Source organism: Azospirillum sp. OGB3 (genome assembly GCF_014192915.1).
Lineage (GTDB): Bacteria > Pseudomonadota > Alphaproteobacteria > Azospirillales > Azospirillaceae > Azospirillum.
In genome coordinates, this window is record NZ_JACHYN010000017.1 from 1 (window position 1) to 16070 (window position 16070).

13 protein-coding genes and 1 tRNA gene are annotated in these 16070 nt (G+C 67.2%); 3 read left to right on the forward strand and 11 right to left on the reverse strand.

Translation table 11 applies throughout. The features are described 5' to 3' along the window. Positions 1-1041: restriction endonuclease subunit S (locus tag FHW79_RS25675; RefSeq protein WP_211108493.1), on the forward strand; the 1041-nt coding region annotated here is incomplete at its 5' end. Further along, entirely contained in the window at positions 1038-4169 is a 3132-nt protein-coding gene (locus FHW79_RS25680; RefSeq protein WP_183181527.1) for a type I restriction endonuclease, read from the forward strand. The genes FHW79_RS25675 and FHW79_RS25680, both read left to right, overlap by 4 nt. 88 nt (positions 4170-4257) lie before the next feature. On the opposite strand, the gene FHW79_RS25685 is transcribed toward FHW79_RS25680, so the two are convergent. The 5 genes from FHW79_RS25685 to FHW79_RS25705 all read right to left on the reverse strand — a co-directional run bounded on the left by FHW79_RS25685 (position 4258) and on the right by FHW79_RS25705 (position 7662). Then, a complete protein-coding gene (locus tag FHW79_RS25685) occupies positions 4258-5034 on the reverse strand; it encodes a hypothetical protein (protein WP_183181528.1) in 777 nt (258 codons plus the stop codon). A 12-nt stretch (positions 5035-5046) separates the two neighbouring features. Then, a complete protein-coding gene (locus FHW79_RS25690; RefSeq protein ID WP_183181529.1) occupies positions 5047-5280 on the reverse strand; it encodes a hypothetical protein in 234 nt (77 codons plus the stop codon). Next, positions 5280-5660, reverse strand: a complete 381-nt coding sequence (locus tag FHW79_RS25695) for a hypothetical protein (RefSeq protein WP_183181530.1) — start codon at positions 5658-5660, stop codon at positions 5280-5282. Before FHW79_RS25695 ends, FHW79_RS25690 begins: the two co-directional genes overlap by 1 nt. Then, entirely contained in the window at positions 5657-6373 is a 717-nt protein-coding gene (locus tag FHW79_RS25700; protein WP_183181531.1) for a hypothetical protein, read from the reverse strand. The genes FHW79_RS25695 and FHW79_RS25700 overlap by 4 nt, the downstream gene beginning before the upstream one ends. Before the next feature lie 137 nt (positions 6374-6510). After that, entirely contained in the window at positions 6511-7662 is a 1152-nt protein-coding gene (locus FHW79_RS25705) for a hypothetical protein (protein WP_183181532.1), read from the reverse strand. A 465-nt stretch (positions 7663-8127) separates the two neighbouring features. On the opposite strand from FHW79_RS25705, the gene FHW79_RS25710 reads away from it, so the two are divergent. Continuing rightward, the gene (locus FHW79_RS25710) at positions 8128-8283 is read left to right on the forward strand and encodes a hypothetical protein (protein ID WP_183181533.1); all 156 of its coding nucleotides are present in this window, start codon (positions 8128-8130) and stop codon (positions 8281-8283) included. A gap of 85 nt (positions 8284-8368) precedes the next feature. Here FHW79_RS25710 and FHW79_RS25715 read toward each other — a convergent pair whose 3' ends face one another. The 6 genes from FHW79_RS25715 to FHW79_RS25740 all read right to left on the reverse strand — a co-directional run bounded on the left by FHW79_RS25715 (position 8369) and on the right by FHW79_RS25740 (position 15980). Further along, positions 8369-9031 (reverse strand): recombinase family protein, encoded by a 663-nt coding sequence (locus FHW79_RS25715; RefSeq protein WP_183181534.1) that lies wholly within the window; start codon positions 9029-9031, stop codon positions 8369-8371. Between the two features lie 129 nt (positions 9032-9160). Then, on the reverse strand, positions 9161-10669 hold the full coding sequence (locus FHW79_RS33570; RefSeq protein WP_183181535.1) for a site-specific integrase: 1509 nt from the start codon (positions 10667-10669) through the stop codon (positions 9161-9163). Further along, positions 10666-10881: a DUF6538 domain-containing protein gene (locus FHW79_RS25725; RefSeq protein ID WP_183181536.1), complete on the reverse strand. Its 216-nt coding sequence runs from the start codon at positions 10879-10881 to the stop codon at positions 10666-10668. The genes FHW79_RS33570 and FHW79_RS25725 overlap by 4 nt, the downstream gene beginning before the upstream one ends. 113 nt (positions 10882-10994) lie before the next feature. After that, positions 10995-11069: transfer RNA gene (locus FHW79_RS25730), tRNA-Gln, on the reverse strand. Between the two features lie 79 nt (positions 11070-11148). After that, the gene (locus FHW79_RS25735) at positions 11149-13248 is read right to left on the reverse strand and encodes a glutamine amidotransferase (protein ID WP_183181537.1); all 2100 of its coding nucleotides are present in this window, start codon (positions 13246-13248) and stop codon (positions 11149-11151) included. Further along, on the reverse strand, positions 13245-15980 hold the full coding sequence (locus FHW79_RS25740; RefSeq protein ID WP_183181538.1) for a DUF4159 domain-containing protein: 2736 nt from the start codon (positions 15978-15980) through the stop codon (positions 13245-13247). Before FHW79_RS25740 ends, FHW79_RS25735 begins: the two co-directional genes overlap by 4 nt. Positions 15981-16070 lie beyond the last annotated feature (90 nt).

Consider the following 16070-nt stretch of genomic DNA (forward strand, 5'->3'; position numbering starts at 1 on the left):
CGCCTGGAACACCATCGTCGCGCAGCCCTGGACCATCATGTCCATCGGGCTGCGCGACTGGGCGCATCGGTCATGATCCACGAGTCTTGGTATTACGACACCCAGAAAGTCTTTTACTCGATGGGTGGTGGACTGAGGCAGTCAATGAAGTTCGCAGACCTCCGCCGCTTGCCGATCCTGCTGCCGTCGACCAGCGAGCAATCCGCCATTGTCACCTTCCTCGACCGCGAAACCGGCAAAATCGATGCGCTGGTGGCCGAGCAGGAGAAGCTAATAGAGCTGCTGAACGAGAAGCGACAGGCGGTCATCTCTCACGCGGTTACGAAGGGGCTGAACTCGGATGTCCCAATAAAGAACAGCGGGATCGAGTGGCTGGGCAAGTTACCAACTCATTGGAGGCTTACGCGCATCAAGTACATTTGCTCACATGTCGTTGACTGCCTCCACATTACACCGACATACGACGGCGAGCTCGAATACCCCGCCGTTAGAACAGCAGACGTTGAACGGGGAATACTCCTCCTCAATCAAGTTCGGCTTGTCTCGCGAGAAGTTTACGAGGAGAGAATACAAAGGCTTCGGCCAGTTGCCGGGGATATTTTGTATTCACGCGAAGGTGAGCGCTTTGGCATGGCGGCTCTGGTGCCTGATGGCGTTGATCTCTGCCTCGGCCAAAGGATGATGATGTTCCGCACTGTGAGTAGCACTCATTCCGGTTACGTAATGTGGCTTCTTAACAGTGATGCAGTTTACAAGCAGGTTCTCGAAGAAGTTGGTGGGTCTACGTCGCCGCACGTCAACATATCTGACATCATTAACTTCTACGTACCCAGCCCTCCACTGGACGAGCAGCGCCAAATTGCCGACCACATTAGCAACGCTACGGCGTCGCTTGATTCGCTCATTTCTGAGGCCCAACGCGCCATCGGCCTCCTCAAAGAGCGTCGCTCGGCCCTGATCTCCGCCGCCGTCACCGGCAAGATCAATGTGCGGGCGCTGGTCGAAACCGAGCAACCCTCGAAGGTGCTGGAGCTGGCATGACCCTGCACAAGGAAATCGAGTTCGAGAACGACATCTGCGGTCATCTGGCGGCCCACGGCTGGCTGTACGACCAGAACGACGCGGCGGCCTACGACCGGCAGCGGGCGTTGTTCCCGGCCGATGTCCTGGCCTGGGTGCAGGAGACCCAGCCTGAGGCGTGGGAAGCCCTGACCAAGAGCCACGGCGGTTCGGCCGGCATGGTTCTGCTCGACCGCATCCGCAAACAGATGGACGACCGCGGCACGCTGGACGTTCTGCGCACTGGGGTGGAGCTGCTGGGCCTGCGCCAGCGCTTGTCCCTGGCCCAGTTCAAACCCGCCCTGGCGATGAACCCCGAGCTGCAAGCCCGTTACGCCACCAACCGGCTGCGGGTGGTGCGGCAGGTGCGCTATTCCCAGCACAACGAGAACGCCATCGATCTGGTGCTATTCCTCAACGGCATCCCGATCGCGACAGCGGAACTGAAGAGCGACTTCACCCAGAGCGTCGAGGACGCCGTCGATCAGTACCGCTTCGACCGCAACCCGCGGCCCAAGGGCCAGGGGGTGGCCGAACCGCTGCTGGGCTTCCCGCGCGGGGCTCTGGTCCACTTCGCCGTCAGCAACTCCCGCGTCCGCATGACGACGAAGCTGCTGGGCAGCGACACCACCTTCCTGCCCTTCGACAAGGGCGACGAGGGCGGGGCCGGCAACCCGCCCAACCCCCGCGGGCACCGCACGGCCTACCTGTGGGAGGAGGTTTGGGCGCGCGAGAGCTGGCTGGAGATCCTGGGCCGCTACGTCGTCGCCAAGCGCGACGGCAAGAAGCGAATCACCGCGATCATCTTCCCGCGCTACCACCAGCTCGACGCCACGCGCCGGCTGATGAGGGCCGTCCTGGCGGAGGGACCGGGGCAGAAATACCTGATCCAGCACTCGGCTGGGTCGGGCAAGACCAACTCCATCGCGTGGTCTTCTCACTTCCTGGCCGACCTGCACGACATCGACCATCAGAAGCTGTTCGACTCGGTGCTGGTGGTCAGCGACCGCACGGTGCTAGACGCCCAGCTCCAGGAAGCGATCTTCAGCTTCGAGCGCACCACCGGCGTCGTCGCGACGATCACCGGCGAGAACCAGAGCAAGAGCGGCGAGCTGGCCAAGGCGCTGTCCGGCGGCAAGAAGATCGTCGTTTGCACCATCCAGACTTTCCCCTTCGCGCTGAAGGCTGTGCGGGAGCTGGCCGCGACGGAGGGCAAGCGCTTCGCCGTCATCGCCGACGAGGCGCACAGCTCCCAGACCGGCGAGGCGGCGTCCAAGCTGAAGCAGGTGCTGTCGGCCGAGGAGTTGGCGGAGCTGTCGGACGGTGGAGAGATCGGCACGGAGGATCTTCTGGCCGCGCAGATGGCGGCGCGGGCCAACGACGCCGGCATCACCTACATCGCCTTCACCGCGACGCCCAAAGCAAAGACGATGGAACTGTTCGGCCGGCGCCCGGACCCGGACAAGCCGGCCGGGAAGGGCAACTTGCCAGCGCCGTTCCACGTCTACTCCATGCGCCAAGCCATCGAGGAGGGCTTCATCCTCGACGTGCTGAAGAACTACACCCCCTACAAGCTGGCCTTCCGGCTAGCCAGCAACGGCCGCGAGTGGGACGAGACGGAGGTTGAGCGCAGCGAGGCCATGAAGGGCATTCTGGGCTGGGTGCGCCTGCACCCCTACAACATCAGCCAGAAGGTCCAGGTGATCGTGGAGCATTTCCGCGAGAACGTCGCGCCGCTCTTGAACGGGCAGGCCAAGGCCATGGTGGTGGTCGCCAGCCGCAAGGAGGCCGTGCGCTGGCAGCTTGCCATTGAGAAGTACATCAAGGCCCAGGGCTACAAGATCGGCGCCTTGGTCGCGTTCTCCGGCGAGGTGAAAGATGAGGAGTCCAGCCCGGATCCCCTCACGGAAACCAGCAGGGTGCTGAACCCCAACCTCAACGGCCGCGACATCCGCGAGGCGTTCGCAACGTGCGAGTACCAAATCCTGCTGGTGGCGAACAAGTTCCAAACCGGGTTCGACCAGCCCCTGCTCTGCGGCATGTACGTCGACAAGCGGCTGGCCGGCATCCAGGCGGTGCAAACGCTGTCGCGCCTGAACCGGGCGCATCCCGGCAAGGACACTACCTACGTCTTGGACTTCGTGAACGATCCCGAGGAGATCCTGGCGGCGTTCAAAACCTACCACGATACGGCCGAACTGGCCGGCGTCACCGACCCCAACCTCGTCTACGACCTTCGCGCCAAGCTGGACGACGCCGGCTATTACGACGACCACGAGGTTGACCGGGTGGTGGACGTGGAGATGAACACGAACGCGACCCAGTCCCAGTTGGCCGCCGCCCTGGAGCCCGTGGCCGACCGGCTGCTGAAGCGCTACAAGATCATGAAGGAAACGGCGGTGGTCGCGCGGGCGACCAATGACTCCCGGACGGAAAAGGAGGCGCAGGACGAGATCAGCGCCATGGTCCTGTTCAAGCGCAACCTGGGTGCCTTCCTGCGCGTGTATGCCTTCCTGTCGCAGATCTTCGACTACGGCAACACGGCCATCGAGAAGCGAGCGATCTTCTACAAGCGCCTGCTGCCCTTGCTGGCGTTTGGCCGGGAGCGCGACGGTGTCGACCTGACCGCGGTGACGCTGACCCACCACAGCCTGCGGAACCGGGGCAAGCGCACCCTGCCGCTTGGCGATGGCGACAGCCCCAAGTTGGTGCCGATGTCCGAGCCCGGCAGCGGGGAGGTCCACGACAAGGAAAAGGCGCGGCTCAGCGAGATCATTGAAAAGGTGAACGGCCTGTTCGATGGCGAGCTGACCGACGATGACAAGCTGATCTACGTGAACAGCGTGCTCAAAGGGAAGCTGCTGGAGTCTGAGATTCTGATCGAGCAGGCGGCCAACAACACCAAGGAGCAGTTCACCAACTCACCCGACCTCTCGAACGAGTTGCTGAACGCGATCATGGACACGCTGGCCGCCCATACCACCATGAGCAAGCAGGCACTCGACTCCGACAAGGTGCGCCATGGGCTGCGCGACATTCTTTTGGGGCCAGCGCAGCTGTACGAGGCCCTGCGGTCGCGAGGCTTCCAACCAGCGCATGCGCCGATTTAGCCACAGAGCAAAACGGCTGGGTGCGGTGGGTAAGCGCCAAGTCGGAGCAGCGTTCAGTCTCCTCCGCGCCGTGGGCTGCCAGGGGCAGTCATGATGTAGGGGCAGTCATGATGGCAGTCAGCGCTTCAGGGTGGCGGTGAGCGTGCTGGAGGATGGAGGCGATCAGCGCATCAGCCGTGCGCCCGACCGGCGCACCAAGACGCACGGCCAACGCGCGCAGGGCCGCGGCACCCTGGGCGCTGGCGATGGCCTGGAGCTGAACGCGCAGTGCGGTCTGGTCGGCCGGCTGGAGGGCCGGGGCGGGCTCATCCTGATCGTCGGTCGATTCCGGCGCCTCCAAATCGTCGGGGTCGGCCTCCTCCTGGTCGAGCGCGTCCTGGTGGGCGCGGGCCTGCTCCTCGCTCATGATGTTGACGTCGAAGGCTTCCAGCTCGGCGTGCTCGTCGTCAAGGAAGCCGAGGCGGCTCAGCACGTCGAGGGAACCGGCGACCGCGGCGGCGGCGGCCTTCAACGCGCTGGCGCCGAGGTGCGACGACTCGCCCCGCGAGAGCTTCTCGGCTTCGATCAGCACACCCAAGGCCGCATTGCCGGCGGTAATCCGGGCGTGCTGGGCGAGGGCTTCGATCTGCTCCTCATAGGGAATCGTCACCGGGGTCGCTGGGAGCGTCATGGGTGCGTTCTGCGGGGGGGCGGGTGCCAAGGTGGCCGGCGAGGCTTCCGACGCACCACGGCGAATCCCGCGGCGGCGCAACGCGGCGGAAACGGCTTGCTTCGAGATGCCCGCGACCGCGGCGAGGTCGTCGAGCGTCAGCCGGCCAGCGGCGTAGCCGTCGAGCTGCTGCTGGTCGAGGTCGCGGAACGCCACGTCCAGGCGCTCCTACTTGCGCTGGGCGCGCTGGAGGGCGAGCGCGATGCGGTCCACTCCGCGCAAGCCGTCGCGCTTCTGGCGCTCCTGTGCGGCGGCAATGATGCCGGCGCGATCGCGGGCGCGCAGTTCGCCGAGGGTGTCGATCTCCTGGTCGGTGAGCGTGTCGTCGCCCCCGGCCAGCGCGCGGTCGAGCTTGGCCTTGAGGGCGTCGAGCTGGTCCTGGTCGGCTTTCGAGAGCGTCATTATCCCCACTCCTGCATCCGGGTCTTGAGGCTGGCCGTCAGCTCGGTCATGGCGCGGTCCATCTCCGGGTACGGCTCGGGGCGGGGCAGGAGGCGTGCGAGCTGGTCGGCGGCTTCCTGTTCGATCAGGCGCTTCATGCGGCTCCATTCGAGCGCCGAGAGCTTCTTGCCCATGTCGCGCTCGTAGGCGGCCTTGAGCTTGTCGTCCTGGGCGTCGGCGCCACCGCCGGGAATGATCCCGGCGGATGCGACGATGTTGTGAACCTGCTGCCTGCTGCGCCCGATGATGAATGCGATGAACTGAACGTTGATGAAGGCGCAGTCCGCTCGGATGAACCGGGCCACCGCGCGCTGGCCGGGCGTCAGATAACGCTCGGTCATTGGGCCAGCGCCTTCAACTTCAGGCCGGCGGCCTGCATACGGGCCAGGGCCGCGGCGGCCTCGGCCTCGGCCTCGATGAACTCCTGAATCACCGGCAAGGCGCGCGACAGGTCGCGCTGGAGCTTCATCGAAGCGAGGCGCGCGAGGGTTTCGGGCGCGTCCAGCCGGACGAGCGCGCCCTGGAGGTCGGCGAGCGCCTTCTCGACCGCTGCGCGGGCCTTGCCGATGGTGGCGAGCGCCTTCTCGTAGGCGTCGAGCGCAGCCAGGATCGGGATGCGGTCCAGCCCCTCGCAGCGGTCGATCCACCTGGAGAGCGCGTCGGCGTTCTTCAGCGCGGTCGAGGCCGGCGGCTGCTCGGCGGCCAGCGCGGCGGCCTGCTGCGCGTAGGCTTCGATCACGGCGCGGTCGTTCGCCAGATCGACAGGGCACTCGGCGAGCTTCACCGCGTCGGCGACGAGCGCCTTCAGGTCGGCGGCGCGCTGGCGGTAGCCGTTGCCGAACGCGGTCAGCTCGGCGACGGCCTCGCTCACCAGGCCGGCGAGTTGGTCGGCGGCCTCGGTCGCCGTCAGTGCCTCGCAGCCGACGCGGATGTTCCACGTCGCGATCTGCGACGACGGCACGGGCTGAAGACTGAGGCCGGCAACGAACGGCACGCCCTCGAAGAAGTGATGGCTGCTCACCGTGCCGATGATCGGCGACTTGGCGAAGTTCATGATCCGCTCCAGGGTGGTGTTCCTGGAGCGGATGTTAGGCGGCGACTTGTCGAAAGTCAAATCGACGGCTGAAATCGTGCTATCAAAACTGAGAACTAGCTAGCATTAATTCGGAACACGATAATTAATCGCGGATCTTATTTCTTGCATTTCCTTGTTTTTATTTTGCCGTTCAACAAGAGCTGCTGCGCCTTCGTTACGAAGGGCTTGATCGCCTCGGCGTTGGCGTCCGTCGGCTCGACGCCGAACTGGTACTGCTCGTTCAGCAGGGTGATGATCTTCTTGCACTCGGCCGGCTTCCAGCCGTCGCCGGGGCGGGTGACGAGCGGCTTGGTGAGGTCGCCGCCGGTCCAGGCGCGGATCGCGTCGGCGATGATCTGGACGTGCTTGTCGGTGTAGAGCGGCGCCGGCGGTTCGGCCTCGTGGGCGGGCGCCGGCTGCTCGACCTGGGGCGCGGCCTCCTGGTCGATGACTCCCGCCGGCCCGGCGGGAGTTTCGGGCAGGCCGGGCGGCAGGCAGACGGAAGCCGGGTGCGGCGCAGCCGCACCCACGGTCGGGCCGGCGGGGTGCTCCTCGCCCTTCGGGCCGGAGGATTCCCCACTCCCTTCCTCCGGTCCCGAAATCTCGGGTGCCGCCAGGGAGCGCAGCGACCCGGCGGCACTCAACTTATGAGTCTTATTTCCTGAAGCTTCATCATTCCCTTCAATCTTCCCTTCTACGTTACCTTCTCCGTTACGCGGCACTATGTGCAGGGGTGGGTGAACTATGTGCAGAGGGGGGTGAACTATATTCAGGGGGGTCTGCACAGTGTGCAGGGGGGTGGCGGAGGGCTGGCGCTTCAGCAGCTCGGGCTTCAGCTTGGAGATGTTCAGTTCTCCCGGCTCCTCACTGTCGAACTGCACGCACCACTCCGGGAAGGTCAGCCGGTAGAGGTTCGACAGGGTATGAATGCCCTTCCCCCGGCCAGCCTTTATGATGAGGCCGACGGAGACGAGCCACCTGATGGCCTTGCGGACCATCGTGTCCGAAATGCATGCCCCCCTGCTCAGCGACGCGACGCTGGGGTAACAGGTGCCCTTGTCGGTGCTGTAGTAGCGCACCAACCGGGCCGCGACGGCGACAACCGCGCCGGATGCAGGGGAATGGCCGGTCCTCTCGGCGCACGGGATGCAGTCGAGCCACAGCCACAACTGAGGCCAGTTGATCGGCTGGACGACCTTCCAGCCCTCAGATGAGCTAATATCGCTCTCGTTAATCGAGAGAGGTTTTGAAACTTCAAAAGCACTCATAGCCTTGCACTCCAGGTTAGATGGAGCGCAGGGAGCCATTGCGCGACAACAAGCCGGGCGATATACTCGCCTCAATCATCATCAATCGGTGATGTCGCAGCGTCTGGACCGCTGCGCGGACGATGGCGGCCCGGCAAGGCCGCCATTTCCATTTGCACCCTATCGCATTTGAGCCGAATCCGGCAAGCGCCCGGTGCGACGCCCGCACCCGCACCCGCGGCCAGTGCGGCCTGGCGCGTTGACCGATTCCGGCGCTGCACAATGAGACGAAGGGAACCGCCCGCGGCAGGGTCCGCTTTTTTTCTTGGTCCTGTTCGTCAGGCCGAAGACTAAGTAAGTGCTCGCTTCAATAAGTAAGCGCTTAGTCAACTAAAAAGAGCGCAATTGCGTTAAGTTTCCCTTGATGAGATTGGATCGAAAGAAGTACCTCTTTGGCGCAAAATTGCGACGAGGAGTCCTATAACCATGGCCGAATACATGATCCGGGTGCGTGACGAGAGCCTTGATGATCTGAGCCTTGCCGAGCGCGTCGAGTTCTTCACGCTGCGGCTCCAGGAGGGCGTGCAGTCGATGGCCGGCGCGGAGCTGGTCGCCGTTGATGGCGTGGCCGTCGAGGGTTGACCGGCCCGCGGTCAATGGGCTGGTCAACCTGGTGGGGACGAGGGGCGCGGTCGGTCTGACCGCGTCCCTCGTCGCTTCGGCCTGGTTAGGCGGCCCGCTGCATGACGCGCTGAACCGCCTTGGCCGTCCAGGCTCCGTTGCCCGTCGCCGTGGCGATGCCGCGCATGTTCAACTCCTTGGCCTTGGCGTTCAGCGATCCGGGGATGCTCTCAATGATCGGCAGCACCTTCGCGGCGAACGCGCCGGCCTTCTCGGCGTTGGTCGCGGCGCCCTTCGCCTGAGCTTCGGCGAGATTGGTCCGGTTGCCGAGCTTCACGCCGTGAGCCTTCTTGGCGGCCAGCGCCACACGGGTACGCTCGGCAATCAGGCTGCGCTCCTTCTCTGCGAGGGCGGCATACAAGTGGAGCATGAACGGATCGGCATCGGCACCCAACTCGGCGACGATGAACGGCACGCGCTGAGCCATGAGGCCGGAGATGAAATGCACGTCGCGGGACAGCCGGTCGAGCTTGCTGACGATGACCGGGCACTTGGCCTTGCGTGCGGCGGTCAGCGCGGCGGCGAGCTGAGGGCGACGGTCGAGCGCGTCGGAACCCTTGCCGGTTTCGTGCTCCTCGAAGGCGGCGATGATCTCGATGCCCTCGGTCTGTGCGAACCGGACGATGGCGTCCCGCTGCGCTTCGATGCCAAGGCCGGACTTCCCCTGCGCCTGGGTCGAAACTCGGAGGTATGCAATCGCCTTCGTCATGGCCCGTTCCCCGTGGTGCGCGTCGTCTGTGTCATGACTATACGTCCATATAGAGATGACACAAAGCGCCTTCAGGGGCCGGAGCCATGCGCTCCGGGAATCGACGGGATTCCCGGAGCGCATGACTTCTCAGGGCTTGAGGTGGTCGAGCTGTAGGCCAGGGAAGGCCAGCCGATTGAGCGCGTCGGCGAGCTGGGGGAGGGGGTAGCCTTTGGAATAGCGGTGAGTCTCCGAACCGCTCCCCTCATGACCGACCAGATCGCGGATGATCGGCTCCACTACCTCGGCCCGCTGCAACCCGGTGATCGCGGCATGACGAAATCCGTGAACGTCGAGATCGGGGATTCCCACCGCGTCAAAGTACCGGCTCAGCTTCTTTGTGGGGTAGAAGCCAAAGCGCTTGTCCGGACCTCCCGGTTGGAGTTCGGGGAACAGCCGCTCCACCTTGGCTTGCCGCTGCTGCTCGACGTAGCGCAGGAAACCGACGCCGACCAACTCCTTGTGAACGGGAACGCGGCGCACGGCGGCTGCGGTCTTCAGCAGCTTTCCCCCCGCTGGTGTGATGTCGAAAAAGTCGATGCCGGAATCAGTCTGCACGTCCTCGACGCGCAGCGCGGCGATCTCCTCCAGACGCATTCCGGAGAACACGGCGATCAACGGAATCCAGAACATCGCGTCGCGCAGCATGAGCGCGCCCGGTGCCGAGCGGCGAGACTCCGATTTGCAGCCGGTCCAAATCGGGGAGGCGAACAGCTTGTTCAGCTCTGGTGCTTCCCACGCCGCTCGCTGTTCCCGTGCGCGGCGATCCTTCTTGTAGCGGAAGGACCGCGTCACCGGGTTGTCGTCGATGTGGCCCCGGTCGCGGCACCAACCGAAGAACCCCGACAGGGCGATGGTGTGCTTTTGCACCGTGCGGGCCGTCACCGGCTCCACGGACGGATTGGCGGTGGTGTAGGCGACCAGCTCCTTGAGGGTCTTGCCGCGGAGGGCCGTGGATTGGCCGTAGGTCGAAGGGATCTGCTGCAACGCCTCCACCCATCGCCCGACGTCAGTGCGCTTATAGGCGTTCACCGGCTTGTCGCCCAAGAAGCCCGAGAACAGCTCGTAGAAGCGCCGATATTGATGCTCGGTGCTCCCCCGCCATTCCCCAGCCCGGTTCTTCTCGGCCGTGTAGGAGGCAACGGCAGTCGAGAACAGTGGCGCCTCCGGTGCGGATTTGGTCGGTGCTACCGCTTCGGCCGGCGACGGGGTAGGCACGTCAACCCGCACGACGACGGGCTCGGGCTTCTCAATGAAGGCCGGATCGGAGGGTTCGGCCGAGTAGTCGCCCTTCAGCCGCGCGAGATGGATTTCGGCGGCCTGGGCGCTGGCGCGCAGGATCATGCGGCACAGGTCGCGATAGGCCCCTTCTTCACCTTCCCAATGCTCAATGCCGGCGTCGGCCAGCAGGCGATCGGCAATGGCGCTGGCCGCAGGCCATTGGTTGTCGGCCAGCATGACGCGCATCGATTCGCGATCATCCTCGGCCAGTTGCCTTTCAAGCGCAGCACGGGCGCTGTCGCCGGGCGGTATGGACCGAAGGCGTTCCTCGTTCTCTGCCGTCGCGCTGGCGAACCATCGGCGGGCAAGCTCGGTCACTTCGGCGGGGAGAGGTGGAGATTTCGGGAAACCATACTGAACAGCTCGTCGGATTGTGCGGCCAGCGCCCGCGCCTTCGCGCGGGCAGCTCGCGGACCAAGGTCGCCGAGCGAGATTGCCAGTTTCGACCGGCCGAAACGAGCGATAAGGCTTTGGGGGATGCGGCGCCGGAACACCATCCGGTCGCCCTTGCGCTTGAGATAGGAAGACATAGCGCCTCGGGGGCGAATGTGGCCCTTCGTGTGGCCCCATTTGTGGTCCACACGGGTTTCGCCGACCGCGACGACCCGAAAACGCTAAGCTATTGAAATACTTAGGAGAGGTTTGGCTGGGGCGCCAGGATTCGAACCTGGGAATGGCGGTACCAAAAACCGCTGCCTTACCGCTTGGCGACGCCCCAACCGAACGGCGCGATCAGCGCCGGAAGGGTCGGGACCATAAGCGGAAACCCGACCCGAATGCAACAGCTTCGTTGACCCTTACCGGCCCTCGCGACGCCACGCCATCAGCAGCGCGCCCAGCGCCAGCGCCAGAACCGCCCCCACCGGCAGCAACGGCACCTCGGACACGCCCGTCACCGTGAAATCGCCGTTGGCGCGCAGGCCGATCCAGTCGTTTCCGGTCTGCGTCCGGTCGGGCCGGGTGCGGCGCACGTCGATGCCGGGGCGTACGCCGCCCTCGGTGTCGGAAATCCAATGCACGCCGCCGCCGGTCTCGTCGGCGACGCCCGACAGGCGGTCGCCGGTGGAGCGAACGTCGGCCAGTTCCGGCGGGTTGACGGCGCCCACCACGGCGAGCGCGGTGCGCTCGCCGTCGGTGATACGATAAATACCCGGCTCGCCGGCGACCACCGTGGCGCTGGCGCGGCCGGTGCGGTCCTCGGTCATCTCCAGCGTCCGGGTCTCGTCGGACGGCGTGGTGAGGGTGATGCTGCGCGGGTCGGGCTCCAGGGAACGGCGCTCCACCGTGATGCGGTTGCCGTCGACATGGGCGCGCAGGTCGTTCTCCTCCAGTTCCGGCTCCTTCATCAGCCAGTGGGCGAGGCGCCGCAGAAGCTCTGCCTGGGGACCGCCGCCCTCGAAGCCGCGGCTCCACAGCCACATCTGGTCGGACGCCAACTGCGCCACCCGGCCCTTGCCGACGCGGTCGAGGATCAGCAGCGGGCGGTCGTCCGCCCCGTTCATCACCACCGCGCCGTTGCCCGGCACGACCTCCACCTGGTGGAACCAGCGGCCCCAGCTCGGCTCGCCGTCCGGGCGGTCGCCGGGAAGGCCGGCGGTCACCGGGTGGCGGCGGCCGACCTCCGTCACGGTCGGCTTGAAGGGGCGGTCGATGGCTTGGCCGGTCGGCTCCGCCGGCATCACTTGGCCCAGCGGCGTGCGGAACAGCGACAGCGGCGTGGCGTAGCCCTGGCCGGAGGCCTCCAGCAGGGCGCCTCCCTTTTGCACGTACTCGGCGATGTTCTCCAGATACATCTGCGGCAGCACGCCGCGCCGGCGGTAACGGTCGAAAATGATCAGGTCGAACTCGTCCAGCTTGATCTCGAACAGCTCGCGGATCGGGAAGGCGATCAGCGACAGCTCGCGGATCGGCGTGCCGTCCTGCTTCTCCGGCGGGCGGAGGATGGTGAAATGGACCAGATCGACCGACGGGTCGGCCTTCAGCAGGTTGCGCCACGTCCGCTCGCCGGCGTGCGGCTCGCCGGACACCAGCAGGACGCGCAGGCGGTCGCGCACCCCGTTCACCACCACGGCGGTGCGGTTGTTGGCGAGCGTCAGCTCCTGCCGCGCCGCCTCGACCTCCATCTCCAGAACGTTCTGGCCGCCGTGGTTGACCGGCAGCTCCATGTGGAAGTCCTGGCCCACGGGCACGCGGATGGTGCGCGGCGGCCCGCCGTCCTGGCGCAGCGTCACCGCCGCGTCGGCCGACTGGCGGCGCGGCATGTCGTCCACCCGGATGGTCAGCTCCACCGGTTTGCCGACGAGGCCGTAGGCGGGCGCCTGGACGATGGCCAGACGACGGTCGCCCTCGTCGCGGTTGCCGGTCAGCAGCGTGTGCACCGGGCCGATCTCGGCCAGCCGGGCGAGGTTCTCGGGAACGTCGTGGACCTGCCCGTCGGTGATCAGCACCGCGCCGGCCATGCGGCGGCGCGGCACGTCGGCCATGGCGCGGTTCAGCGCGTCGAACAGGTGCGTCTCGTTGATGGCGGAGGCGCCGGATTCCGCGTCCCCGGCGCGGACCACCCGCAGTTCCAGATCGTCGAAGGCCTTCAGCCGCTCGGTCAGCCGCTCCAGCTCGGCCTCGGCGCGGGCGTGGCGGTCGCCGATGTTCTGGCTGGGCGAGGCGTCGAGCACCACCACTGCCACGTCCTTGATCGGCTCCCGCTTCTCCTGCACCAGAGACGGGTTGATCAGGGCGAGTGCCAGCACCGCCACCGCCAGCGCGCGCAGCCAGACGCCGCGCGCCCGGCGGAAGACGGCCAGCGCCAGGATCGCCAGAGCCACCGCGAACAGCGGCACCAGGAAGACCCAGGGCAGCAGCGGCGCCAGAGCGATGGAGGTTCCGTCAAGCAGGGTCACTGGCCGAGCCTCTCAAGGATCGCGGGCACATGGACCTGATCGGCCTTGTAGTTGCCGGTCAGCGCGTACATGACGAGGTTGACGCCGAAGCGGTAGGCCATCTCGCGCTGCCGCTCTCCGCCGGGGACGACGGCATAGAGCGGCTGGCCGTTGCGGTTCGCCGCCCAGGCGGCGGCCCAGTCGTTGCCACCGATCAGCACCGGCGACACGCCGTCATTGGCACGGCCCTCGCGCGCTTCGATCCACAGATTGCCGCCGTTGTAGCGGCCGGGGAAATCGTTCAGCAGGTAGAAGGACTTGGTCAGCACATGGTCGGGCGGCACCAGGGCCAGCGGCGGGATGTCCAGCCCCTCCACCATGCCCTGGAGCGCCTGGTTGCCGCCGACGGCACCCGCCGACTGGTCGCGCGTGTCGAACAGGATGGTGCCGCCGTTGCGCATGTACTCGTTCAGCCGGGCGCGGGCGTGGTCGCTCAGCGCGCGCTGGCCGCCGGACACCGGCCAGTAGAGCAGGGGGTAGAAGGCCAGCTCGTCGGTTTCCGGGTCGACACCCACCGCCCCGGCGGCCTCCACCGCGGTGCGGCGGGTCAGCACGTCCACGAGGCTTTCCAGCCCGGCGCGCGAGGTGTCGTCCACCGCGCCATTCCCGGTGCGCACATAGGCGAGGTAGGTCTCCGCCGTTACCTTGGTCGATTGGGCGTCGTCGGCGCGGGCGGGCGACCAGGGCACCGCGGCCATGGGCAGCGCCGCACCCAGAGTCAGCAGGACCGCGGCGGCTGCCCCGGCGCGGCGGCGCTTGTTGCCGAAACGCAAGCCGCCGAGCAGGCCGCGCAGCATCAGGGCGATCAGCAGGTCGATCATGGCGAGCGACAGCGCGATGCCGAGCAGCGCCGGCTTCAGCGCCACCTCACCCCGCGTGCCGTAGGGGCCGCGGGCGACGCCGCCGGGCATGGCGCCCAGCGGCTCGATCCGCGTCAGCGTGGCGGTCAGGTTCAGGGCGCGGCGGGCCTCCTCCGTGCCGTAGAAGCCCGGCGGGTGGCGCGGGCCGAGCACGTCGGCGCCGGCGTCCCCGGCGATGGGGAAAGCGGCGGCCGGCGGCGGCACCAGCCGGCCGAAGCCGTCCAGCACTTCCAGCGGCTCCAGCGTGCCGCCATGGGCGCCCCCGGCGACGCCGCCGCTCAGCGTCACCAGACGCCGCAGCATGTCGACGAACAGGCCGGACATCGGCAGGTTGGACCATTCCGGGCTGGCGGTGGTGTGGACGAGCACGATGTAGCCGTCTCCACGCTTTTCCGAGGTGACCAGGGGGGTGCCGTCCTGGAGCCGCGCCCAGGTGCGGTCGGCGAGGTCCAGCGCCGGCTCGGCCAGCACCTGCCGCGAGACGGCGACGTCGTCGGGGATGTGCAGGCCGGTGAAGGGGCTGCGGCCATCGAAGGGCTGGAGCTTCGCCGGCTCCGACCAGGACAGGGCGCCGCCCAGCGCCCGGTCGCCCAGACGCAGGCGCACCGGGACCAGGCGGTCGGGATTCTGGGCCAGCCGCGGCCCGGCGAAGCGCAGCAGCACGCCGCCCTTGCGCACCCAGTCCTCGATGGTCTGGGCCTCCTGCCCGGTCAGGGCGCCGATGTCCGACAGCACCAGCACGGCGAGGTCGCGTTTGAGAAGCTCGTCCGGTGCGCCGCGGCGCACCTCGTTGTAGGGGGCCAGCGCCCGTTCCAGATAGTGCAGGTCGGACAGCAGCGGCTGGTTCTCGCCGCTCGCGCGGCCCGAGGCCAGACCGACCGGGCGGCGGCGCCAGCGCTCGTCGAGCAGGACGGTGGCCCCGGCGGTGGTGTCGTTCTCCACGCGCAGGCTGGCGGCGTCGTTGCGCAGCTCCGCCGGCACCTCGAAACGCACCTCGCGGGTGAGCTGCCCCGTGTCGAAGGCGACGGGCTGGCGGGTCAGCAGCCGACCGTCGGCGCCGGACAGGCGCACGGTGACGCTCTCCGGACGCGAGGCGTCGGCGCGCACCACGCGGGCCGTCAGACCTGCGCCCTCCGACGAGGGGGGAAGCAGCAGGTGGGGCGGCTTCTCCGCGGAATCGTCGAGGATCTCCAGGGAGCCCATGCGCTGCAGCGTCTCGGCAAGGCCGCGGGCGGTGCGGTCGCCGATGCCGTCCGACAGCCAGACGGTGTGGGCGGAGCCACGCGCGGCGAGACCGCGCACCGCCTCCAGCGCGCCGGCGCGGTCGGCCGGCCAGGGGTGCGGCTCCAGCGCCTGGATCAGGCGGCGGGCTTCCGAGGCGGGCAGGGGCGGGCTGGCCTTCACCGCCTCGCCCCCGGCGGGCCGGGCGGTCGGCAGCAGGACGACCGGGCGGTTCTGCCGCTCCGCCTGCGACACCAGCTCCTCCATGGCCGCGCGGCGGCTCGTCCAGTCGCGGCCCGACGCCCAGCCGTTGTCGACCAGAAGCAGCAGCGGCCCGCTGCCCGGCAGGGCGGCGCGCGGGTTCAGCAGCGGCCCGGCCAGCGCCAGGATCAGCAGCGCGGCGACGATCAGGCGCAGGATCAGCAGCCACAGCGGGGTGCGGGCGGGAGTCTCCTCCCGCGCCGTCAGGTCGCGCAGCAGCCGGATGGCGGGGAAGCGCACCACCCGCGGGGCCGGCGGCGTGACGCGCAGCAGCCACCACAGCACCGGCAGGACGGCCAGGGCGGCCAGCACCCACGGAACGGCAAAGGCGATCGGTCCGAAACCCAGCATCGGCGTCTACGCTGTTGGAGGATGAAGAATTGAGTGCGAAGCAATTGCCCCCACCCCGACCCTCCTCCGCTTTGCAGGGGAGGGAGACTT

Excerpts from the sequence above, each read along its gene's own strand:
- FHW79_RS25680 (WP_183181527.1), top strand. The coding sequence starts at position 1,038 with ATGACCCTGCACAAGGAAATCGAGTTCGAGAACGACATCTGCGGTCAT.
- FHW79_RS25690 (WP_183181529.1), bottom strand. The coding sequence starts at position 5,280 with ATGACGCTCTCGAAAGCCGACCAGGACCAGCTCGACGCCCTCAAGGCC.
- FHW79_RS25695 (WP_183181530.1), bottom strand. The coding sequence starts at position 5,660 with ATGACCGAGCGTTATCTGACGCCCGGCCAGCGCGCGGTGGCCCGGTTC.
- FHW79_RS25700 (WP_183181531.1), bottom strand. The coding sequence starts at position 6,373 with ATGAACTTCGCCAAGTCGCCGATCATCGGCACGGTGAGCAGCCATCAC.
- FHW79_RS25705 (WP_183181532.1), bottom strand. The coding sequence starts at position 7,662 with ATGAGTGCTTTTGAAGTTTCAAAACCTCTCTCGATTAACGAGAGCGAT.
- FHW79_RS25710 (WP_183181533.1), top strand. The coding sequence starts at position 8,128 with ATGGCCGAATACATGATCCGGGTGCGTGACGAGAGCCTTGATGATCTG.
- FHW79_RS25715 (WP_183181534.1), bottom strand. The coding sequence starts at position 9,031 with ATGACGAAGGCGATTGCATACCTCCGAGTTTCGACCCAGGCGCAGGGG.
- FHW79_RS25725 (WP_183181536.1), bottom strand. The coding sequence starts at position 10,881 with ATGTCTTCCTATCTCAAGCGCAAGGGCGACCGGATGGTGTTCCGGCGC.
- FHW79_RS25740 (WP_183181538.1), bottom strand. The coding sequence starts at position 15,980 with ATGCTGGGTTTCGGACCGATCGCCTTTGCCGTTCCGTGGGTGCTGGCC.